The following is a 21,619-nucleotide window of genomic DNA, read 5'->3' on the forward strand; positions in this document are numbered from 1 at the left end:
ATAGGAGTAAAAGTTGGTAGTACAGGACAAGGGTTTCGGGGTATTGAGTTTCGGAATGAAGGTTACGAGGCTTGAGATCGTGAATAGTGAATTCACTTCGCTCGTCAATTCTTTGTATTAACAATCATTCACTTTCTAACAGTCATGGTTTTCGAAATTTATCTGCTCCATTTTGCTTCGATATTTTTCCATTTCTTTGCTGCTTATTGTCACTTTCTTCAGCTGTACCGGAAGTTGTTTTTTGCCGTCAGGACCTATCCATGTTCCATTCATCATGTCGCCTTCTTTTTTTATAATCATCAATCCGGTGAAGTGTTCTTCTACCATTGCAAACTGTTTTTGAGCCCCTTCTGTAACATTAAGTTCTAACCAATTGCTAACGTTATCATACTTGTACATTGCGTTGTAATAAACACCACTTCCACAGTCACTGTCTACGGACTGAAAAAATAATGTGATCGCCATTTTCCCATTAACAGTTCCCTTGTATAAAGTAGAAGAGTTTTGTGCCTGTAAGGAAATAAAAGTCATTGTAAAAGCAAGAATAAATAGAATTTGTCTGAACATGTTTGTTAGTTTTTAATAGATGGTTCTTTATTATTGATAAAAAACAAACAGCATACCAATGGTATACTGTTCCTTTTTTCTTTAAGCTGTGATGGATTATTTACCTCCTGAAGAAGGCCATAGTCCAGCGTACTGAGAAGTACCGTAGTCAATAGTTTCTGCACTGATTACGAAGCTGATCAGCATACTGTTGCTGTCTACTGCATCGAAATCTACTTCGTGCTGAATTACATATCCGTTCTCCCAGTTCAAAGTGATCAATGTTCCTTCTTCGTGAGATTTGTTGAATGTAATTTCTCCTTTTGTTGGCTTGTATTTACCGTTTAACAAGCTTTCAAGGATGTCAGATTTTTCAGTAGCTTCTACTGTTACTTTGATCAATGCGTTAGAAGGGTCTGATGCTACACGTCCTGATACATCTGTAGATCTGGATACGCTGTAGTTCATTTTTAATAATTTTTGCCCTTCTCCTCCGTTGAATTTTAAAATTCCTCTTGAATTTCTTTCTGCCATGATTGTAAATTTTAGTCGTTAGTAATAAATTGTTATTCGATAATTATATAGCAAAGATAACCTCCTTACTTTTGAAAAAAAAGCTTTTGAACAGAAATCTGAAAAAGTGTAGTAGTTCTACGATTTCATGTCGTAATTCTACGACAATTGGATTAAGACAAAAACATAACTCATTATAATCAAATACATTAACTACAATTAAAAATCAAAAATACAACATATAATATCACACTAACAAGAGAGATATTTTGTTAAAAAACGTCTTTTTATGAGGTGAAAAATCTCTCCCGATGATCTTCAAATTATACAAATTGAAAACCAAAAATAAAACTCTGATGGGTTGTTATTTTTTATAATTCTGCATAAAAAAACAGAACAGTATACTCGGATGAGTGTACTGTTCTGTACCAATTTTATTTTTACTAAGATGATGAATAGGCTTAATTACCTGCTGAAGGCCATAGTCCAGCGTACTGAGAAGTACCATAGTCAATGGTTTCTGCACTGATTACGAAGCTGATCAGCATACTGTTGCTGTCTATTGCATCGAAGTCTACTTCGTGCTGGATCACGTATCCGTTCTGCCAGTTCAAAGTGATCAATGTTCCTTCTTCATGAGACTTATTAAAAGTAATTTCTCCTTGTGTAGGCTTGTATTTACCGTTTAGCAAGCTTTCAAGGATGTCAGATTTTTCAGTAGCTTCTACTGTTACTTTGATAAGAGCGTTAGAAGGATCTGATGCTACACGTCCTGATACGTCTGTAGATCGGGATACGCTGTAATTCATTTTTAACAGCTTCTGTCCTTCTCCATTATTGAATTTTAAGATTCCTCTTGAATTTCTTTCTGCCATGATTGTAAATTTTGATCGTTAATAATATTTTGTGATTCGGTGATTGTTTAGCAAATATAGAGGCTCTTTTCTGCTAAAAAAAACTTTTAAATATAAATCTGAAAAATTGTAGTAGTTCTACGATTTCTTGTCGTAATTCTACGACAATAGATTTAACAAACCTACTCAAAACGTTATGAATAAATGATTTTTACTCACGAAAAAATAAAAATAAAAAACAACTATTTACCACATGAGTGAGAAATATTAAGATTTTTTTTAAGAATAATTACCATTTCTTAACAAAGAAAGTTACAGATAAAAATCACTTTTCACATTCATAAGCTGAGATCAGAATCCCTGTACTGTAATTTTTCACTTGCATGCTTAATCAATAAAATCTTGTCAGTAAGTAAGGCCATGATGTACATCATGGCCTTATTATTTGTATTACAGTTTTTGATCATTAGGAAATTAATCTCCAAGTCTGTAAACTAGTACCTGAGTTGATTTTTGGATCAGCTCCATTCCAGCTCCTTTACAATTACCTGATTGACCTCTACCCAAAGCTATTTGCCAGTTTTGATTTCCCGTTATTGTAGTTGCATAGGTCATTGTTGATCCGTGATTAGAAACCCCTCCCTCGATATGAGCTCCAGTGCTGTGAACCCTTGTAGTAGTCCCATTAATAGGAAAATCAACAAAATATGAGCTGATATTACATCCCGGAGCATCATGCTTTGCTTCATAAACAAATGCAATCTGATAGATTCCTTTAGGAAATTTAATTGTATTTGTGGAAGTATTATAAGTTAATCCAGGAATTGAATTTTTTACCATAGACATTGGTACGACCTGTGATTCTCCAGGGTTAAATGCCTGCAAAAAGTTAGTTTGCAAATTTTCTAAACGGAAAATAGCCGGGGCTGGAATAGACAAATCATCTAATCTGCTTGCATTCTTTACCACACCGTTGGTATCAACTACTAAGAGTCCATCTGTAGTAGTATCGCCTGCAGTAAGTCCTTGCAAACGCAAAGGATTTGTTCCATTGATATGAAGTTTGTTGGATGGTGCAGTAGTTCCTATTCCCATATTTCCTGCAGAAGTAACAGCTACATCATTAGCCTGTTGTGCTACAGAGGGCACTCCGGTTTTCGGATTATCTTTAGCTGCATCAATGTTAAAAACTCCTTGTGGATTAGGTGTATGAACACCAATTTGAGAAAATGTTTTAATACAGAACATCATTACAAGAATTACAAAATATTTTTTTTTCATAGTAAAAGTTTTTAAAATTAAAATAAGAAACTATTGCAGTTCCTTAATCAGCAGTAAACCTAAGTCAAATGAAAAAACATCAAATGAAAACCACATCCATCATAGGTATTACATCTATATAAAAACTGATTCTATGAATAAAAAATTGCACAAATCTATATCACACAGTCTTCAAATTCTTCAAAAAAATCCTATAGATTTTACATTTTTTACACCAATGTCATACTTATGTCACATATTAAAAAATTAAAGATATGTGCCTAATACTAAAAAAAATACACTCAAGACATATCAATACACCATTTATATCACATCTACTTCACATGGGTGTATTGTGCACTTAATTATGAATTGTAAATATTTACTCTAAAAATCAAAAATGGAAAAGTAAACTTAGAATTAATCGAGTAAAGTAATATTTTACAAAAAAAAACAATCAGTCAAAAAACTGATTGTTAGTATTATTTTTATCTGACCGTATATTACTGCTGCGTATTTCTTCCTTCTTTTATGGAACGAACCAATATTTTATTTTTTCTTAGCAGAAAATCAGGCATCAGATCCACCGGAAGATAAAAAGGACTTTCTCCTTTTTTCTGCAGCTCTTCTACAATACCTGGGTTCCAGACAAGGATTTTATCCATATCCACATTCAGTTCATCAGCAACTACTTTCAGGCTGAAACCTGCATTGATCTCCGTTTCTGAAAGTGCAGCATCGGTTACTTTTCGGTTTCCATCCTCAAAGAAAACTTTATTGATTCTCGAGGAGTTGTAGTTGCTCAATACACTCTGAAGTTCTCCGGTAGCATAGCATGCGTTCAGGTATTTCTTCACATGATTAATGGTTTCTCCCGGAAGATATTTGGAGAACTCATGGTATTGAGAGGAACCGGCAGCCTGCATCGCTTTGGCAATATTTCCTTCACCACAGTTATAAGCAGCCACAACGGTAACCCAATTGTTATATTTTTTATAAAGGTTGCTTAAAGAAATAGCCGCCGTTTTGGTACTTTTATAGAGATCGGTACGTCCCTGCTCTGTAAGCCCATATTGGTTGGCATGTGCTGTCATCAGCTGCCAAACCCCTACTGCTCCTGCTCCGGACGTGATATTTCTGTTAAAATGAGACTCTATCAGGGCGAGATTTCTCAAATGCTTGGGAAGCCCCTTCTGAAGAAGTAACTGTTCAATAAATTCTACAAGATCTTTATTTGCATTGATGATTCCTTTGTACTTTTTTACACTGCTTTCCGAGGTATCGGAAGCGGCAAGAAACTGTCCGTTTACCAAGATAACGGATCCTAATAATAGAAAACCTGTAAAGATATTTCTGACAATTGTTTTCATTTTAATTTTATTTATAAGCAAAAAGGTAAAAAAACGGATGTGCAAATTCGCCTTTTTGCTTCATCATTTAATCTACTTTCCAGCTTAGCTTTTCTTCTTCATTATTCCAGTCCACATGAATGGTTTGTCCGGATTTCACTTCTTCTCTTACAATCATTTTAGAGATCGGTCTGGCCAGCTGTGCCCGAATAACTCCGGAAATCTGTCTTGCTCCGTATTTGCTGCTAAATCCTCCCAGTGCAAGGTTTCTTACAGCATCTTCGGTGATTGTTAAAGCAATTCCCAATCTCGTTAATGAAGTATGAAGTGATTTCAACTGAATATTAAAGATTCTTTCTGCAATTGATTCTGTGATCGGTGCAAAAGGAATAATCTCTGTAATTCTTGCCAGAAATTCAGGTCTGAATCGTCCTGAATTTGACATGATCTGCATGAGTGATGATGATCCCGGGATTTTACCTTCTTCAAACTGTTTTACAATTTCTTCACTTCCGATATTGGAGGTGAATAGGATCAATGCATTGCTGAAATCTCCTTCTTTTCCTAATTTATCATGAACTTTTCCTTCATCCATAATCTGAAGGAATACATCAAAAACAGAATGGTGGGCTTTTTCAATTTCGTCAAACAAAACAACGGTGTAAGGCTGTTGTCTGATCTTATTTACAAGCATACCTCCTTCTTCGTATCCTACATATCCCGGAGGCGCTCCATATAATAATGCTGCGGAATGTTCTTCTTTAAATTCTGACATATCAAAACGCACCATTGCCTTTTCATCGTTGAAAAGTAATTCTGCCATTGATTTTGCCAGCTCTGTTTTACCGGTTCCGGTAGGTCCCAGAAGGAAGAAAGATCCGATAGGCTGCCCTGGTTTATTCAATCCGCTTCGGTTTTCAACGATAGCATCAGAAAGGATTTTTAGTGCATGATCCTGCCCTACAACTCTGTTCAGGAGAAGAGATTCCATATTCAGGAGTTTTTCTTTTTCCTGAGCCTGAATCTTCCCGATTGGGATATTTGTTTTAGCAGCCATTACAGCGGCCAATTCCAGTCTGTCTACTTTTTCTCTTTTCTTCGCAGCATGCTGTATAAGCTCTGCATAGGTATCTTCAATAATTTTCTGAATCTGATCTACTGGCATAGAGTTGTCTATCGACGGCTGTTCGCTCAAGGAACCCCAAAGAATTGGGCTTATTTTATCTCTCAGCAGGTTATACGTCCAGATGAGTTCATCAGCTTTATCTTTGTTGTCTGCATATTCTTCTTCTAATATGGCATCATAGCTTACTTTCCAGCTATCCAATTCTTTTTCAGAAAGCTCATCAAGCATTTTGATAGCAGCCATTGTTCTGTCTAACAAGTCGATTGCAGCATCCGGTAATTTTTTACCTTTTGCATATCTTTTCGCCAGACGTACACATTCCGGAATAGCTGTTTTTTCCACTTCAATACCGTGGTGTTTTTTGTATCCTTCAAGAAGGACATCAATCATTTTCACACAGGTCTTCTCATCCGGCTCATGAACGGTTAAAACCTCAAAACGGCGGTTGAAAGCCTGTTCCGGCTCTATAATTTTTCTATATTCTTCCTGAGTTGTAGCCCCAATTACGGTAATCTCACCTCTGGCAAGCTCAGGTTTAAGAAGGTTGGCAACGTTTCCGATGCTTCCTTTCGGGTCTAAAAGGGTATGGATTTCATCAATGAAGAGAATAGCTTTTTCAATTTTCTTACATTCATTGATTACTTTTTTCAGGCGGTCTTCAATTTCGCCTTTATAAGAGGTTCCGGCTAATAATGCTCCGGTGTCCAGTTCCAAAAGAGTACCGTTTTTAAGCATTTCAGGGACATTTCCTTTGATAATTTCAGTAGCAAAACCTTCAACCAATGCAGTCTTTCCCACACCAGGTTCTCCAATGATAATCACGTTTGGTTTGCTTCTTCGGCAAAGGATTTCTACCAGCATTCTGAGTTCTTTATCCCTACCGATAATATTTTCAACCTCTCCTTTTCTCGCCTGTGCGGTTCTGTCTACACAATAGCTTTTAATGGAAGGAAAAGAAGAATCTGAATAGTCTGAACCATTTGAAAATAGGGAAGAGAAATTTCCATCTTCTGAGACCGTAAACGGTGTATCTTTTCTATATAGATTGAATATCTCATGTTCTCGCAATGGAAGCGATTTCAGCTGCTGAAGTGAGAATACAATCTGTGGTTTTACGATTGCTGTCAGAATACATATTGGAGTAATCTCATCCAATCCTAATTTTAAACGGATATCGTCAGCTTCTTCTACAAGGGTATCTACCGCATCATCCTGTCCTACTTCATCAGGAAGATGGTTGGTTTTGGGATATTCTTCAATGCGGACATCTGCCCATTCATAGAAATAACCTGGATCTTTATCTATACTTTTCAGGAATTCATTCAGCCCGATATCTTTATGCATTAAAGCCTGCAGGATATGCGGGCCACCATAAGTTCCATTATAATTTTCCTTCGCTATCGACTGAGCAATGTGAAATAGCTGTTTTACTGTTTCGTTGGTTACTAGTACTCCCATTTATAATTTTCTTATATTAATATATTTGCGTTCTGTTTTAATGTGCTTCAGATTTGATGGTATTGATGTGTATTTTTCATCCCTGATTAACAGAGAATCAAAAAACGTTCTTTTGTCTAGCTAAAATTAAATATTTTATTCTAAACGATATAAAGATAGTTAATTCTTCACTCAGAGAAGTAACAACCGTATTTTTTTCTTTTCCAGGATGATCCCGGTATTATAATATCCTGACAAATTCTTCTCCTGAACCCTGTTTTTATTTACATATTCAAAAAATATAATAACATCAGACTGATCCACTGAAGTCCTATGTAGATATAAAATATCATCGCTGAGGGTTCTGCCAGTTCATATAATTTTTCAATAAGTGTGGTTTTAATGATATCGGAAAAGTCTGCATTTTCTGCTCCCAGATTCAATTCATCAAACTTTATTTTATTTAAGGCATAGCCTAAGATGCGCTTGAGAATTTTATTTTCTGAACTGTTTTTAAATTCATTCAACAGTTTCACTTTAGCAATGGCAAAATCTGCACTGGTTCTGATAACCGTGGGCTGTTTTGCTTTAAATACATTGATGATTTTATCTATAAAAGGAACAACAATCGTCTTTGAATGATCCTGCAACAGTTTACTGATCACCACAGACATCGCATATTTTGTGGCAAAAACAATTGTAAAAAACGGAGCAATGATCATCAGCAAATAAAAAATAGATGCAGAAACCGGTTTGGCCTTAATTGTTGTTATTAAAAATGCAAGAACTCCTGTATGCCCCAATCCCGGCCCTAAACGGTCTGATAAAATATAAATCCCCAATACAAAGGTGATGAGTGTTGATAGGATTCCTATTGCATAGATTTTCAATATACTGAAGATGAATACTGCGGATAATTTGGAAAAGTATTTCAGGTGATCAGTGATTTTGTTCATTATTGTTTTTTCGGTTATTATAGTTTTTTGCTGCGCATTCAAGTCAAAAAAGACCGCCTTAAATAGGGACAGTCTTTTTCTTATGAATGTTGATAATGTGTATAAATTCTAGCTGGATGGCCAAAGTCCTGCATATTGAGAAGTACCATAGTCAATGGTTTCAGCACTGATTACGAAGCTGATCAGCATACTGTTGCTGTCTACTGCATCAAACTCAACCTGGTGCTGGATAACATATCCGTTCTGCCAGTTCAAAGTAATCAATTTTCCTTCTTCATGAGATTTATTAAAAGTAATTTCTCCCACTGTAGGCTTGTACTTACCATTTAACAGGCTTTCAAGGATATCAGATTTTTCTGTTGCTTCTACGGTTACTTTGATAAGAGCGTTAGAAGGATCTGATGCTACACGTCCTGATACGTCTGTAGATCGGGATACGCTGTAGTTCATTTTTAACAGCTTTTGTCCTTCACCATTGTTGAATTTTAAGATTCCTCTTGAATTGCTTTCGGCCATGATTAGTAAATTTTAATCGTTAGTAATATTTTGTGATTCAGTGATTGTGTAGCAAATATAGAGGCTCTTTTCCTCTAAAAAAAACTTTTCAATATAAATCTGAGAAATTGTAGTAGTTCTACTACTTATTGTCGTAATTCTACGATAATAGATTTACATATGTTTTTATAACACCCATGAATAAAGCATTTTACGGTATATCCCATTTTTAAGATAAAAATAAATTTTACACATGAAAGAGAAATAATCAGAGGATTCAGGGGGTAAAGTTTGCGATCATCGTTTCTAATTTCATCTTCACAGCACAAAAAAAGCAGAAGTAGATACTTCTGCTTTTGATATGATAAAATGAATTTCTTAATGCTTAGTATATTCCGGTTGTTCTCTCGGAATTCTTGTCGGTGTAAAATACTCATTAAGCCAGTAAAAAGTCTGCCCGTTTTGCTGGATCTTTACAGCAGGGTTATTTCTGTTGGCAAGCATTCTGTCTGCCAGATTTTTATAATGTTGGAAATAATTTCTTACTGTTTCATTAGGAACAATTTTCGATTTCTTCCAGCCTTTCAGCTTATACTTAGCCATCAGCTCTTCATCAGAAAGGTCAAAACCTGTACTCATACCAATAGCATAAGACATTGGCAGCTCATAAAGATCTCCTTTATCCAGGAATTTGATGGTTGGATTGTACTTCTTCAGCAGCTTTACATACTCTTTCACTGCTCTCGCCTGATTAAAGTCTGCACGGTCTGCCTGAGTATTTCTGTATACTTCAGTATAAAAAGTTTTTAAGTTATCATACTCAGATTCAGAAATAAGAATTCCTTTTTCTATTCCCGGTGTAAAGTCTTTCAGATCTTTTGGAATATATCCTTTTACAAGGAATGGACTTCCGTAGTTGATCAGCTGTGCTGCAATTCCTGCAGAAACCGGATTGGTAAGTCCTGGATACAGGTATTTATATTTTAAATCAACATCTGTTCTTCCTGCTCCTACTGATGAATGGAAATATTCATTAAGCGACTTATCAACAGTCTGATTGTCTAAAGTAACCTGTGAAATAAGGCTGTCAACAGATTTTTTCAGGAATCCTGGAGTCGTGATATCTCCTTTTTTAGGGAAAATAACAAATCCCTGAGACATACTCTGCTTAGGATAAGCTAGAGAGAAGAATCCGGCATCACCTTCCACAAGGCTGAAATTATTCTTGGTAAGAACATCATACTGGTTGATGATCTTTTGTTTTTTAAGTTCAGCAATATTTTTGGCCGTATTGGTAACCACATTTTCTGCCATCAATACGAAATCATTATAGTTATCTGATGATCTCGCATTGGTCTGGAACATGATCAACCTTGCCTGAGCCTGAGTCAGTGAGCTGATTACACTGTACATATTCCCGCTTTGGTTCGCAGAGGTCCCTACAGTCACTACAATATTGGTTTCATCAGAAACGTTAGAAAGAAGGTTTCCGGCTGCTGTAAGAGCTTCTCCTACCGGCTGATACCCATTATTGCTTGCGCAGTTCATTTCATTCGTTTTCTGATCAATAAACGTGGAGATCTTACTGTAGTCTGTACTAAGATTTGATACAGAAATATTCTCCCCACAAGGGTTATTTTTGTATAAAACCACCCCGTATTTAACATTATTAAAATAAGATGGCTTTTCGAATCTAAGCTGTAGATCCTGCAGTAATGATTTTACAATAGGGGCATAAGGTGCATTTCCTGCACTTACATCCAACGCAAAGACAATATTGATATTTTTATCTCTTTCTGTAATCTCTCTGTAACGGTCAAAATAAATAGGTTCACCCAGAACATTGGATACAAAGTTCTTGCTGTAATCTAAAATATTGGTGAAGTATTTTGTTTTGGAATCCAGGGTTGGAGCTTCTTCTAATGGTAAGCTTACAGGGAAAATATTTTCCAGGGGCCTTCTTTTGTTCACATCTGTAAGAAGAATCGCCGTTTTGTTTTCGGCGTCTGATGCAGATCCTCCAGGATATCCTTCATGAATTCCCAAGGCAGAATCGTTGATCCCTGTTGTATTTTTAAGTTTAATCGCAGAACGTTCTCCCCAGGTAGAGATGACATTGGAACTCACCCATCCGTAAAGGCCTTTCCCGATGCTATCTATATCTATTGAAGGTTTTTTACCTACTAAAAATCGCTTGTTATTTTCAGCTTGTTTGTAGACATATACAATTTGTCCGTTTGGAATTTTCACCTTGGCTGCTTCAATAAGACTTGGTGAATTGAACACCATAATGGAGTCATTTTTATAATACCTTTCAGCATTCTTGATGACTTCGCTGTTACTTGGCACTACTGCTACTCTTACAGGATATCCTGTTTTTTCGCTCTTTAAAGCATTGTTCCAAAGAAGAAGGTCAGATTCCGGAATCCAGCCATATGTTTTGATTGATTTTGACGAAACTTTTTTCATTAAAGCATCCGGAACATATTCCGCTACCTTTACCATTCCGTCTCTATGTTTTAAAACCATTAATGGCTCAAGGAATTTCACTTCTTTGTAAGACTTCTCGTCATCTTTATCCAAATAAGCCGTATTTCTTGATCTGTCTGAAATAACAATCCATGGAACTGACTTTTTAGGATAACCGTTAACGACAGGGGAAGCATCCACCTGCCCGTACTGTGACGGCTCTGGGGTTTTCTTTGACGGTAACTTTACCTGGCAACTCGTCAATAATACTGATAACCCTATATAATATGCTGCTAGAGGAAATTTATTTTTCATCCTATTTTATCTTTTAATGATTGGCGCATCCGTAATATCGGACGATATTATTTGCTTTGGTTGATTTCTACTTTAGTTACACACTCCTGCTTATCATCCAGATTTACTTTTACCGTCTGGATAACCGTGTTTTTATCAAACTGAAGGCCTGCACAATACATGTAGAAGTTATTCACTTTACTGTCATTTACCTTTACTACTGTATTTTCATTGTTACACAGGTAGGTTTTCAAAAGATAATTATAATGCATATTGAAGCTGTTTCCATTGGCGATCTGCTGCAGGTGATACTTGAAATCATTATCTACTTTTGCATAAGAGTCTTCTACAGATACTTCATCTTCTGCAAGAGCATCATAAGCCGGAAGAATTTTGATACGGTGATAGATAGGCTCCTGGGTTTCTTCAGTGTACAGAGTTACCAGATAATCTCCAGGTTTTTTATAAGAATAGATCGTAAATTTATCCTTGGCATCTGTATTTCCTGATTCTCCGAATTTCCATGCAAACTGCTTGGCGTCAGAAACGGCCCGAAAAGTTACGTTCTCATTTTGCATAGCCTGAGTGACAGCTTCGATAGTTGTCGTCGATTTTGCGCTATCTTTAGGCTTCTGAACGCTTCTTGCGCCTACCATTACAGGGAAGGATTTCGTATACTTATTGTCAACGATCAAGCTCACCTGATAATATCCCGGTTTATTATAGAAGTGAATTCCACTGTTTTTATCTGAAGTTGTCCCATCTCCGAAATTCCATCTTTTGGTTTTTGCAAACTGGGTTTTATCTTCGAATAAAAGGGTGTCTCCTACCGCCAGTGAAGACGGATAAACCACTCCAACAATATCATCGGCTGAATGGATTACTTTTTTCTGCAGCCACAGAACAACCAATGCTGCGATGAGCAAAGTTGCAATAACACCGATAATAATGTTCTTCTTGTTCTTTTGAAAATAATTCATAGTTAATAATTGTGATGTGTTTTATGTGTAGTTCCTAGTATGTATTGCTTATTGTATTCTTGCTTTCAGATCCTGCTCACGCTGATAAAGCTTATTCTGCTTATCTTTAAATCCAATTCTGCATTCATCTACCTGTTTCTGGAAAATTTTGATGTCTTCCGAGGTTGTTGAAATGACTTTTTTGTCATCAAAATACATTTTATAGAATTTGGCAATCTGAGGGTAGGCATCTTTTCGGATATCAACAACGTCGGTACCATTGAAATAGCTGTTAAGGTCATTGACCCCTAATTGAATATTATTTTCCACAAAAGGCTGTGGTCCGTCATTGGTCAGTTTTGTTATCATGGTATAAGTACTGTCCATGATTGGCAGAACAACTTTTTGGTGTTGTTCAAATTCAGCTTTCTGCTCAAGATTCTGAATACCTCTTACATCTTCGTCTGAGAAGGGAGATACAAATCCTTTCAAAAAGATCACTCCCAAAAATAACATCGCTGTCACAAGCATCAGTATTAAATAAAAAAACTGATAATGCCTTTCTTTCTTAGATAGTGTGATTTGTCCTTGCATATCTTTTCTTTTTATCTTCTTCTTTTACTTCCAGTGAAATTTCTCGTAGGGTCTTTTCTAAGCTCATTATTGGTCACTTTTATTTTACCCATACATTCATCGAGATCTCTTAAAACGGTTTTCTTCTGATACTCCACTTCAATGATCTTGGCTTTCAAAGTCATCATCGGTACAATCTGCTTCATCAGTACAGCATAATGCTTAAAGCTCTGTGCACTGTCTTTACCCATAATATTTTTAGCATCCCTCACATTATCCATAATACTGGTTCTGAGGAATACATCATTCTCCACCTTATTGATATTAAGCTGGTTCATTTTGTCGTAAATATCATCAATGTGATCTCTCAGTACGTCACTTCGAAGCATCAGTTCTTTATACGCTTCAGCTTCCCGGCTGATCCCTTCCCGCTGTATATCATAACTCTTAAAAAAGAGAAATAAGCAAGCAAAAGTTACAACCGACAAAGCGACAAAAGACAGTATAAACTTCCAAATGCCTATTCTGACGTCAGATTTGTTTAATTTTTTTTCCCTGTTAGAAGACATAATTTGCGATTTGTTTGGCCTGTGAAAGTATAAAAAAAAAATTTTATGCACAATACGTAATTTCCCCAAGCCTGTTTCGTGAAAACCCTGATTAACTTAATATTAATTTCCTCTTTGATAAGTTTTTCATACATTAGACCTCTAAAATTTTAAATATCATTTGCCAAATCGATATTAAGAATGAGCAAAATATTATCTAATACCGTACGTTTTTCCATCGCTGACAGTGATTTTTATTTTAAAAAAATAATGATCAAAACACTGATGGAAAATCCTTTCTATATGCTTCTGAATGATTGTAATAATGGACATGAGCTGGTAAACAGAATCTACAGAAGACAGGAGGATGTGTTCATTATTGAACTTTTTATGCCGGTATTAAGCGGGATTGAAGCAATCAAATACATCAGAAAAAACAATTCGGAAACTCCTATTATCACTTACTCCGGTACTTATCAGGAAGATATGGCCGAAATTCTTTCGAAGATTCCTAATATCTATTACTGTCAGAAAAAAAGCACCATCATCAAGGACATTATCAAAGGAGGCATTGCTTCTGAAGATTTTGACTACCAAGCCTATTCCAAAGAATGGGAGCAGCAACCCCTTGCTGTACAGGAATATATGGACAGGCAGAAAAAAGGACAGGAGGAACTTTCTCCGGCTGAAATACAGCTGATGAGATTCTGCTATGAGGGATTCAGTAATAAAGAAATAGCAGAAAAACTTAACCTGAGCACCAGGACTATTGATACCTATATCAACCGGCTTACAGAAAAGCTGGGACTGAAAACCAAGCTTCATCTTATCCGTTTCTGTGTGGAAAATGGATATTACAATTCCAGTTTATAAAAAATTCTGATTTCAGATTCAAAATTTTAAATTCCGGATATCGGATGAGGCAGATTATTTTTCTCAAGCGCTGCATTTAAGAAAAAAATCCCCCTCAATACCTATTATTAAGCCATTTATTAAATTTTATTCATCAAAATTCTGTACCTTTATACCGCTATATTATTTTATTATTAAATTAACTTAGCCCTGCATTAATATGGTGTATACATTCAAAGCGCAAGTATTTGAATAAAAATATTTTGTCACTAATTTGCTAGTATTCAATTTTTTTAACTAAATTTGCACACCTAAAATTTAAAATTAAAATAAGGAAATGACAAAGGCAGAATTGGTAAACACCATCTCAAATAAGTTGGGAACAGAAAAGAATGAAACACAGAAAGTTGTAGAAGCTTTTATGCAGGAGATCAGAACTTCTATGTATAATGGGGATAACGTTTATCTAAGAGGTTTTGGATCTTTTATCATTAAAACAAGAGCTGCTAAAACAGGAAGAAATATTTCTAAGAACACTGCAATTGAGATTCCTGCTCATAACATTCCTGCTTTCAAACCTTCAAAATCTTTTGTAGAGAAAGTAAAAACTAAAGTTGCAGTAAAATAAGAACATTAACTGAATATTAACTAGTTACTAAAAAATTAAAATTATGCCAAGCGGAAAGAAAAGAAAAAGACACAAGGTTGCGACTCACAAAAGAAAGAAAAGAAGAAGAGCAAACAGACATAAGAAAAAATAATCTCCTTTTCTCGAGATTTACAATATAATAATATAGTTGGTGAATTTAAATTTAAAAAGTTCACTGACTATATTTTTGTTTGCAACTATATAAGATTCTTCGGATGATGGAAGGTTTCAAATATTATTTTAATAAACATATAATGGTTTTCATTCAAAATCCTTATATTTAATAGATGAATTAATCTAGAAAAAAACATCCAATCCCTATAATCTTAACAATTTTATCTTATTAAAAAATGAAGAAAGAACTAATAGTTTCGCATGAAGATGATCTTACAAAGATTGCACTGCTGGAAGACGGAAGACTATGTGAACTTCATGAGCAAGAAGACAAAAGCGATTTTATAGTTGGAGATCTGTTTATAGGAAAAGTAAAAAAACTTGCGCCCAATCTGAATGCAGCATTCGTCAATATAGGATATGACAAGGATGCATTTCTGCACTATCAGGATTTGGGACCTCAGTATCTTACATACAGAAAGTTTTTGAAAGATACTATTTCTAAAAAACAAAGCACTTCGAGCTTAAAAAATTTCGAGATACAACCCGAAATAGACAAAAACGGAACAATAGATAAAGTAATTGCCAAGGACGATCTGGTCCTGTTACAAATTACGAAAGAACCAATTTCTACAAAAGGTCCTAGAATCTCTACCCAGATTTCATTGACAGGACGTTTTCTGGTTTTAATTCCTTTTGACAATAAAGTTTCTATATCCAAAAAGATCAGAAGCTTTGAGGAAAAAGAAAGACTGAGAACCCTAATTGACAGCATCAAACCTGAGGGATTCGGCGTTATTATCAGAACTGTAGCAGAAGGAAAAAAAGTAGCCGACCTTCACAATGACATGAATCAACTGGTTCAGAAATGGGAAAGCACTTTTAAAAACATCCAGAAAAATAAAGTTCCGTCTAAAGTTTTAAGCGAAGAAGACAAAGCTTCAGCTATTTTAAGAGACAATTTTAATCAGGATTTCGTGAGTATCATCTGCGACGATGAACAAATGGTAAGCGAAATGACAAATTACGTAGAAGTAATTGCCCCTGAAAAGAAAAACATTGTCCAGTTTTATGATTCCCATATTCCTCTTCTGGAATATTACAATGTTGAAAAACAGCTTAAACAGAGCTTTGGAAAACACGTTAACATTCCAAGTTCTAAAGGCGCTTATCTTGTTATTGAACACACAGAAGCACTTCACGTCGTTGACGTCAACTCCGGGAACAATATTACCACCGGAACCGCTGTCAACAAAGAGCATGCACTGAAAGTGAACAAAATGGCCGCTACTGAGATCGCACGACAGCTTCGCCTCCGCGATATGGGAGGGATCATCGTTATCGATTTTATAGATATGCCAAACTCTGATCACAGAAGAGATCTCTACGAGCACTTGAAAGAGGAAATGAATCGCGACAAAGCTCGCCACAAAATACTTCCTCCTAGTAAATTTGGTTTGATCCAGATCACCAGACAAAGAAACCGTCCGGAAAAACAGATCGAAACCAAAGAAGAAAACCCGAACAAAGACGGAGAAATTGTTGCTCCAATTGTCATCGTGGAAAGAATGGGTGAAACCTTAAGAAACATTCTGCAGAAAGAAAAAGGAAAAGTCTACCTGCATGTACACCCATTTGTGGAAGCCTACCTTACCAAAGGCATCAAAAGTATCCAAATGAAATGGTTTATCAAATACAAAAAATGGGTAACCATCGTTCCAAGGGATTCTTTTAAATATTTAGAATACAAGATCTACAATTCCAAAAAAGAAGAATTGATAGAATTTTCTAATTAAGACAAAATTCAAACCTCCGAATAATCGGAGGTTTTTTTATTATACTTGCCAATAACAAAGAAAACAAGACAGCTCCTACGGTAACTTTTATATCAAAATTAACGACCACCGGAACTATTGACATTACTTTCCAAAATGGTACTTTAATACATAAAAAGCTCTTTAAAAAGTAAAACTCATTTCTTTTCAAAAGTATTTACCTAATTTTAGTAAATACTTTTTTTATTTATCATGAGCAGAGAACATCACTACAAAACGATCATTCAATGGACAGGAAACAAGGGAACCGGAACAAGTGGCTATAGAGACTACGAAAGGAGTCACGTAATTTCAACAGAGAATAAAACCGTAATTGACGGTTCTTCAGATCCCGCATTCCGTGGCGATAAAACGAAGCATAACCCGGAAGATCTGTTTTTATCTTCTCTTTCTGCCTGCCATATGCTTTGGTATCTTCATTTCTGTTCTGAAGCCGGTATTATTGTAACCGACTATACTGATGAAGCAACAGGTATCATGACAGAAACAGCAAGTGGAAGCGGGCATTTTACAGAAGTAACTTTACATCCTACTGTAACTGTTGCAGAAGCATCAATGATGGAAAAAGCAGAGCAGCTTCATCATAAAGCCAACGAATATTGTTTCATTGCCAATTCGGTTAATTTTCCGGTAAAGCATATCCCCGTTATGTTAGTTAAATAAATTAATAGTCAAAAATTACATCTAAAACAATGATGGATAGTGTATTTTAACAACAATAACTCTAAAAAACTCCACAAAAAGAGAATTATTTAATAAAAAATCAATAATAATAACGTTTTACCATCAATAAAAACACAATAAATTCAAAATATTTATCAATTTTATTCAAAATGTAAAGTTTTTTTCCTATTTTTATATAAACAAAACAAACCATGATGAAACCAAGATTGACCATTTTTGATGAACCCATGCTCTATACTGAGGGATTATCAAGACTGCTTACCCAAAGCAAAATTTTCAGCACAATTGACACTTGTAATTCTTTAGAAACCCTCTCCAAAAATTTAAAAAAAGATCCTCCGGAAATGCTTGTGATGAGCTCCAATATGCTAATGCTTACGGAAATCTGCAAGCTGGTAGAAAGTATTATCTCTGAACATAAAAGCACTAAGATCACCATCATTGGCAACTCATATGATATGATCGATATCCGGAAACTTTTCAACAAAGGGATTAAGGGTTATCTGGACAAAAACTGTACGTATGATGAGTTTCTGAAATCCATTAATGTTTTGCTTCTTAATGAGATCTACATTTGCGACCATGCGAAAGAAAGAATGATCAATTTCATCAGCAGTGAACAGGAAAAACCCAATCCCCACATCAAAGAACCGCTTACCCGCCGCGAAATGGAAATCCTTAAACTTATATGTGACGGAAACAGCAGTAAAGATATATCTGAAAAACTTTTTATCAGCATCAACACGGTAGAAACACACCGAAAAAGAATTCTTTTGAAACTCAATGCGAAAAACTCAGTCGGAATTGTAAAATATGCTCTTGAAAACCATATTATTGACTGAAAATCTTCCATGAACCACTCAAAAAAATTCCAAACTTTACAGTCTGGAATTTTTTTATGCCTGAATTCGGTCTTATGAATCAGACAGGCAGTTCATTATTAAACTTATTTTAAGGCTGGAAGTGAGGCAAAGAGATCAGAAACCGAGGAATGAAAAAAGCGTATGTTACTTTTGTCCTTATGTTTTATCTGCAAACAACTCAAATTTCTAATCTCAAGCTCACATCCTGGAACTTTAAACCTTAAAACCTGGACTTTATAGTAGTAATAATCATCTTTTATTTGAAAAGCCCATCAATCAAATGTCAATAAAAATGATAAACAACATTAAACATTAAACCTTGAATTTTTGAACCTTATTCATAATCCGGCATTTCTCCATTGCTGAAAAGTGAAGCACGGGTAAGATCTGTCAAACTGCTCGTAAGGTCAATTACCATCACATTTCTCTGAGAAATATTGTCATTGGAGGTATTCATAAAAATGACCTGTGCATTATTCGGTGAGAACCTTGGATCAAGATCATTGGTACCCATCACTTTTTCGCTTTCAGAAGAAATATCACTTACGACATCGGTAACCAGATTATAAATGAAGATATGCGAATCGAGCTGGCGATAGTTTCCGCTTCCATCCACATATCCTGAAACATCACGGGTAAACAGGAGAAGCTGTCCATCTACAGAAAAATTCAGCCCACCACTCGCTCCTACAGAGCCGGACAATACCGTTTTAATGATATTTCCTGTGGTATCTATCACATAAATTTTTGTGTTATAACCATTGTAATCATTGGTTTTCAAAGCAATTTTACTTCCGTCATAGCTCCAGTCACATTCGGAGATCAAACTTCCGTCCGGAGTAGTATAAACCAGGCTCAGGCCGCTTCCGTCTTTATTAATCCTGTACAGCTTATTAAAATTCGAATAAATAAGCTCCTTACCATTCGTACTCCAGGCAAAATCCATCTCATAGTTATTAAAACCGGCTACAGGCACCGTGGTTACTTTAAAAGGATTGGAACCATCCGGATTGGCAGTATAAATATGAGTGCTTCCACCTTCTGTACGGAGAAATGCTATGAGACCTGCATTATTATTTTTACGGGGCCGCCAGCTGTTGTAGGAAGAATTGGTAAACTGGAAGTTATTTCCCTGATCGTTACTGGATATGATAACAAAATTTCCATTTTGTTTTTGGGTATAATGATATCGGTTGGAAGGAACCGTGTTGGTCGTAAATTTACTGATAGAGCTTAAAACTGGCTGGTGAATGCCGTCCGAAACAGACACCTGCCAGAAGTAACTTACACCAAACTTCAGATTTGAAAGCGTATAATGATTCGCTTTCAAATCATTAACCTGAATCACATTAGTGTCAAGATTATTTTTAATTGTCAAACTGTATTTTAAGACATCCGCTGTATCGGGATCTGTAGCGCTCCAGGTTAATTCGACGCTCAAAGGTTGATTGACTGCATTATCTATCGGACTTAACAACTGTGGTGTAGCGGGAGGAGAATTCAATGATGTATCATCATCCATCTCAAAAACTACCGTTACTACCTGATTTTGGTTTTGTATATTGACTGATTGAAAGCTTGTGATATATCCTGAAAGTTCTGCTTTCAAAGAATAATTTCCCACAGGCATGGCTGCGATTTCAAATGAACCGTCTGTACCACTGAATACTGTCTGTGTCGTAGGATTGGTAAAGATTTTCACATTAGGAATCGGCACATTACTGCCTCTTTTTACGACTTTTCCTTTTAACATTCCTGTTTGAGCCTGTTCTACAAGGTCTTCATTGCATGAAAACAGACAAAAAGCAAAGATGAATATGCTGAGTATTTTAATTATAGTTTTCATAATTCGTGTTTTTATTTGTTTCCGAAGTAAAAGTTGATTCCTATACCAAAGCGTAAAGCCTGATCTTTTCTTTTCCCGTTAACCAGGCCTTCCCAATTGTCTTTGAAACCCAGGTCATATTGAGCGGAAGCTCTCAGTGAAACATTCTGGCTGATCATATATTCCAGCCCGCCACCAACCTGTGCTTTATATTGAGGTTTGTATTTTGAATACATCGCTCCTGCCCCACCGTATATGTATGGGCTAAATCTGTATTTTGGGAAAAGTAAATATTCCAGATTCACTTCAGGACCGTAATAATTTCTTTTCACAATATTTGAATTTTCCAGCGTAAAATAATTACCGTTCACTTCTACATTCAGGTAAGGAGTAAGGAAATATTTGAATCCTACTTTGCCTCCAATGTTCATTTTAGGGTCTACATAATCGTCTCGGACTTTCTGCCCTTCAACATTGGCAAATACGGAAAATTTCTGTCTGTAATTATCTGGAAATCTTCCACCGACTACTCTTCCGTTATTTTGTTCCTGTTCACTATTATATTCGTTAATTAATGCCTGATATGGCCCATTAGCATCCACAGCTTTTCCCCATATTTTATCTCTTATCCCTTCTACGATAAGAGATTTCACAGCTTTTTCAATAGCTTCGGTTACGGCAAGCTGAACGGGCTCATTCTGAGTGAGACCTACCTCAGCTTCCAGGAGTCTTTCCGTATCAATATATCTGAAAAAACTTCCGTTTACGCTGGTTGAAAGTATTGTTTTGGAGGTATAAACAGTCTTAAGAATCTCCCCGTTAAGCGTAGAAACAGCACGAAGGTAAATCGTAATTCTGTCCTGGCGATACTGTGTGGAAGCTCCGATACCGAAATACCTTGCTCCAAGTCCTCCAGTCAGAATATTGCTGTCGTAAGAAATGACACCGCCTTCAAGAAGAATTCCGGCGTACAAAAGAGGGGGAAGTGACTGGCTGTTTTTGTCTGCATCCTTTATATACTCCTGTCGTGTGGAGCGGATGATTTGTCTTTCATTGAGAAGATTGGCAATATTCTCCCTTTCGATAGGGATAAACCAATGACTGTCTTCTAATGCTTTGATGAGGATGGTAGTGGTTCCCTGAGGAACTGCCGTACTCCAGTTGTTTCCGTTTTCGGAAGGCTTATACTGGCCGGTCTGGTCTCGGAATTTGTAGACTCCTATTACAATCTTCTCTTTGGGAAGTGGGAGGTTTTTCAATTCTGCGGTAGAAGAGGTGACCTCTCCCATCGTTGGTTTTTCGGGATCCGAAGGTAAACCAAATATTGAACTACAAGCCTGCAGAATGCATAGCAGGAAACTACAGAAAAAGATTCTGGTGTAAGTGTAGGTTGTCATGGTAAGTTATTTTTAGTTATT

19 protein-coding genes are annotated in these 21,619 nt (G+C 36.0%); 5 read left to right on the forward strand and 14 right to left on the reverse strand.

Annotated elements, in window-relative coordinates; genetic code table 11:
* Positions 1 to 135 precede the first annotated feature (135 nt).
* From C1634_RS14505 to tssO, 12 genes are all read right to left on the reverse strand, one after another.
* Entirely contained in the window at positions 136 to 567 is a 432-nt protein-coding gene (locus tag C1634_RS14505) for a hypothetical protein (protein ID WP_103232709.1), read from the reverse strand.
* A gap of 96 nt (positions 568 to 663) precedes the next feature.
* Complete coding sequence (tssD, locus tag C1634_RS14510) at positions 664 to 1,080, reverse strand: type VI secretion system tube protein TssD (RefSeq protein ID WP_109738676.1); 417 nt, start codon at positions 1,078 to 1,080, stop codon at positions 664 to 666.
* 440 nt (positions 1,081 to 1,520) lie between these two features.
* On the reverse strand, positions 1,521 to 1,934 hold the full coding sequence (gene tssD, locus C1634_RS14515) for a type VI secretion system tube protein TssD (RefSeq protein WP_109738677.1): 414 nt from the start codon (positions 1,932 to 1,934) through the stop codon (positions 1,521 to 1,523).
* A 453-nt stretch (positions 1,935 to 2,387) separates the two neighbouring features.
* Positions 2,388 to 3,194: a hypothetical protein gene (locus C1634_RS14520; protein ID WP_103232711.1), complete on the reverse strand. Its 807-nt coding sequence runs from the start codon at positions 3,192 to 3,194 to the stop codon at positions 2,388 to 2,390.
* A gap of 482 nt (positions 3,195 to 3,676) precedes the next feature.
* Positions 3,677 to 4,543, reverse strand: coding sequence for a lytic transglycosylase domain-containing protein (locus C1634_RS14525; RefSeq protein ID WP_103232712.1), 867 nt, complete (start codon positions 4,541 to 4,543; stop codon positions 3,677 to 3,679).
* A 67-nt stretch (positions 4,544 to 4,610) separates the two neighbouring features.
* Positions 4,611 to 7,106, reverse strand: a complete 2,496-nt coding sequence (locus tag C1634_RS14530; protein WP_109738678.1) for an ATP-dependent Clp protease ATP-binding subunit — start codon at positions 7,104 to 7,106, stop codon at positions 4,611 to 4,613.
* A 263-nt stretch (positions 7,107 to 7,369) separates the two neighbouring features.
* The gene (locus C1634_RS14535) at positions 7,370 to 8,041 is read right to left on the reverse strand and encodes a hypothetical protein (RefSeq protein ID WP_123921468.1); all 672 of its coding nucleotides are present in this window, start codon (positions 8,039 to 8,041) and stop codon (positions 7,370 to 7,372) included.
* A gap of 108 nt (positions 8,042 to 8,149) precedes the next feature.
* Complete coding sequence (gene tssD / locus C1634_RS14540) at positions 8,150 to 8,557, reverse strand: type VI secretion system tube protein TssD (protein ID WP_103231497.1); 408 nt, start codon at positions 8,555 to 8,557, stop codon at positions 8,150 to 8,152.
* A 357-nt stretch (positions 8,558 to 8,914) separates the two neighbouring features.
* Positions 8,915 to 11,320 (reverse strand): type VI secretion system protein TssR domain-containing protein, encoded by a 2,406-nt coding sequence (gene tssR / locus C1634_RS14545; protein WP_103231496.1) that lies wholly within the window; start codon positions 11,318 to 11,320, stop codon positions 8,915 to 8,917.
* Between the two features lie 47 nt (positions 11,321 to 11,367).
* Positions 11,368 to 12,279, reverse strand: coding sequence for a PKD domain-containing protein (locus C1634_RS14550; protein ID WP_103231495.1), 912 nt, complete (start codon positions 12,277 to 12,279; stop codon positions 11,368 to 11,370).
* 48 nt (positions 12,280 to 12,327) lie between these two features.
* Positions 12,328 to 12,852, reverse strand: a complete 525-nt coding sequence (locus C1634_RS14555; protein ID WP_103231494.1) for a type VI secretion system transmembrane protein TssO — start codon at positions 12,850 to 12,852, stop codon at positions 12,328 to 12,330.
* Positions 12,853 to 12,863: 11 nt separating this feature from the next.
* Positions 12,864 to 13,400 (reverse strand): type VI secretion system TssO, encoded by a 537-nt coding sequence (gene tssO, locus C1634_RS14560; protein WP_103231493.1) that lies wholly within the window; start codon positions 13,398 to 13,400, stop codon positions 12,864 to 12,866.
* 180 nt (positions 13,401 to 13,580) lie between these two features.
* Here tssO and C1634_RS14565 point away from each other — a divergent pair, with 180 nt between their 5' ends.
* From C1634_RS14565 to C1634_RS14590, 5 genes are all read left to right on the forward strand, one after another.
* On the forward strand, positions 13,581 to 14,252 hold the full coding sequence (locus C1634_RS14565; RefSeq protein ID WP_103231492.1) for a response regulator transcription factor: 672 nt from the start codon (positions 13,581 to 13,583) through the stop codon (positions 14,250 to 14,252).
* Positions 14,253 to 14,568: 316 nt separating this feature from the next.
* The gene (locus tag C1634_RS14570; RefSeq protein ID WP_002984212.1) at positions 14,569 to 14,859 is read left to right on the forward strand and encodes an HU family DNA-binding protein; all 291 of its coding nucleotides are present in this window, start codon (positions 14,569 to 14,571) and stop codon (positions 14,857 to 14,859) included.
* A gap of 371 nt (positions 14,860 to 15,230) precedes the next feature.
* A complete protein-coding gene (locus C1634_RS14575) occupies positions 15,231 to 16,790 on the forward strand; it encodes an Rne/Rng family ribonuclease (RefSeq protein WP_109738679.1) in 1,560 nt (519 codons plus the stop codon).
* Between the two features lie 231 nt (positions 16,791 to 17,021).
* Positions 17,022 to 17,492, forward strand: coding sequence for an OsmC family protein (locus tag C1634_RS14585; protein ID WP_103231490.1), 471 nt, complete (start codon positions 17,022 to 17,024; stop codon positions 17,490 to 17,492).
* Positions 17,493 to 17,704: 212 nt separating this feature from the next.
* The gene (locus tag C1634_RS14590) at positions 17,705 to 18,355 is read left to right on the forward strand and encodes a response regulator transcription factor (protein WP_228410080.1); all 651 of its coding nucleotides are present in this window, start codon (positions 17,705 to 17,707) and stop codon (positions 18,353 to 18,355) included.
* A gap of 355 nt (positions 18,356 to 18,710) precedes the next feature.
* Here C1634_RS14590 and C1634_RS14595 read toward each other — a convergent pair whose 3' ends face one another.
* Together C1634_RS14595 and C1634_RS14600 are read right to left on the reverse strand one after the other, a co-directional pair.
* Positions 18,711 to 20,222 carry a carboxypeptidase-like regulatory domain-containing protein gene (locus tag C1634_RS14595; RefSeq protein ID WP_103231489.1) on the reverse strand — a complete coding sequence of 504 codons (1,512 nt, stop codon included), beginning with the start codon at positions 20,220 to 20,222 and terminating at the stop codon, positions 18,711 to 18,713.
* Positions 20,223 to 20,233: 11 nt separating this feature from the next.
* Complete coding sequence (locus tag C1634_RS14600; RefSeq protein ID WP_109738681.1) at positions 20,234 to 21,598, reverse strand: CsgG/HfaB family protein; 1,365 nt, start codon at positions 21,596 to 21,598, stop codon at positions 20,234 to 20,236.
* Positions 21,599 to 21,619: the final 21 nt, after the last annotated feature.

This window comes from Chryseobacterium viscerum, from assembly GCF_002899945.2.
GTDB classification, from domain to species: Bacteria; Bacteroidota; Bacteroidia; order Flavobacteriales; family Weeksellaceae; genus Chryseobacterium; species Chryseobacterium viscerum.

What these genes read in the sequence shown, in the direction of transcription:
- C1634_RS14535 (WP_123921468.1), bottom strand. Translation starts at nt 8,041, where the DNA reads ATGAACAAAATCACTGATCACCTGAAATACTTTTCCAAATTATCCGCA.
- C1634_RS14570 (WP_002984212.1), top strand. Translation starts at nt 14,569, where the DNA reads ATGACAAAGGCAGAATTGGTAAACACCATCTCAAATAAGTTGGGAACA.
- C1634_RS14595 (WP_103231489.1), bottom strand. Translation starts at nt 20,222, where the DNA reads ATGAAAACTATAATTAAAATACTCAGCATATTCATCTTTGCTTTTTGT.
- C1634_RS14525 (WP_103232712.1), bottom strand. Translation starts at nt 4,543, where the DNA reads ATGAAAACAATTGTCAGAAATATCTTTACAGGTTTTCTATTATTAGGA.
- C1634_RS14555 (WP_103231494.1), bottom strand. Translation starts at nt 12,852, where the DNA reads ATGCAAGGACAAATCACACTATCTAAGAAAGAAAGGCATTATCAGTTT.
- C1634_RS14505 (WP_103232709.1), bottom strand. Translation starts at nt 567, where the DNA reads ATGTTCAGACAAATTCTATTTATTCTTGCTTTTACAATGACTTTTATT.
- C1634_RS14575 (WP_109738679.1), top strand. Translation starts at nt 15,231, where the DNA reads ATGAAGAAAGAACTAATAGTTTCGCATGAAGATGATCTTACAAAGATT.
- C1634_RS14550 (WP_103231495.1), bottom strand. Translation starts at nt 12,279, where the DNA reads ATGAATTATTTTCAAAAGAACAAGAAGAACATTATTATCGGTGTTATT.
- C1634_RS14530 (WP_109738678.1), bottom strand. Translation starts at nt 7,106, where the DNA reads ATGGGAGTACTAGTAACCAACGAAACAGTAAAACAGCTATTTCACATT.
- C1634_RS14600 (WP_109738681.1), bottom strand. Translation starts at nt 21,598, where the DNA reads ATGACAACCTACACTTACACCAGAATCTTTTTCTGTAGTTTCCTGCTA.
- tssD (WP_109738677.1), bottom strand. Translation starts at nt 1,934, where the DNA reads ATGGCAGAAAGAAATTCAAGAGGAATCTTAAAATTCAATAATGGAGAA.
- tssD (WP_103231497.1), bottom strand. Translation starts at nt 8,557, where the DNA reads ATGGCCGAAAGCAATTCAAGAGGAATCTTAAAATTCAACAATGGTGAA.
- C1634_RS14590 (WP_228410080.1), top strand. Translation starts at nt 17,705, where the DNA reads ATGATGAAACCAAGATTGACCATTTTTGATGAACCCATGCTCTATACT.
- tssO (WP_103231493.1), bottom strand. Translation starts at nt 13,400, where the DNA reads ATGTCTTCTAACAGGGAAAAAAAATTAAACAAATCTGACGTCAGAATA.
- C1634_RS14565 (WP_103231492.1), top strand. Translation starts at nt 13,581, where the DNA reads ATGAGCAAAATATTATCTAATACCGTACGTTTTTCCATCGCTGACAGT.
- C1634_RS14585 (WP_103231490.1), top strand. Translation starts at nt 17,022, where the DNA reads ATGAGCAGAGAACATCACTACAAAACGATCATTCAATGGACAGGAAAC.
- tssD (WP_109738676.1), bottom strand. Translation starts at nt 1,080, where the DNA reads ATGGCAGAAAGAAATTCAAGAGGAATTTTAAAATTCAACGGAGGAGAA.
- tssR (WP_103231496.1), bottom strand. Translation starts at nt 11,320, where the DNA reads ATGAAAAATAAATTTCCTCTAGCAGCATATTATATAGGGTTATCAGTA.
- C1634_RS14520 (WP_103232711.1), bottom strand. Translation starts at nt 3,194, where the DNA reads ATGAAAAAAAAATATTTTGTAATTCTTGTAATGATGTTCTGTATTAAA.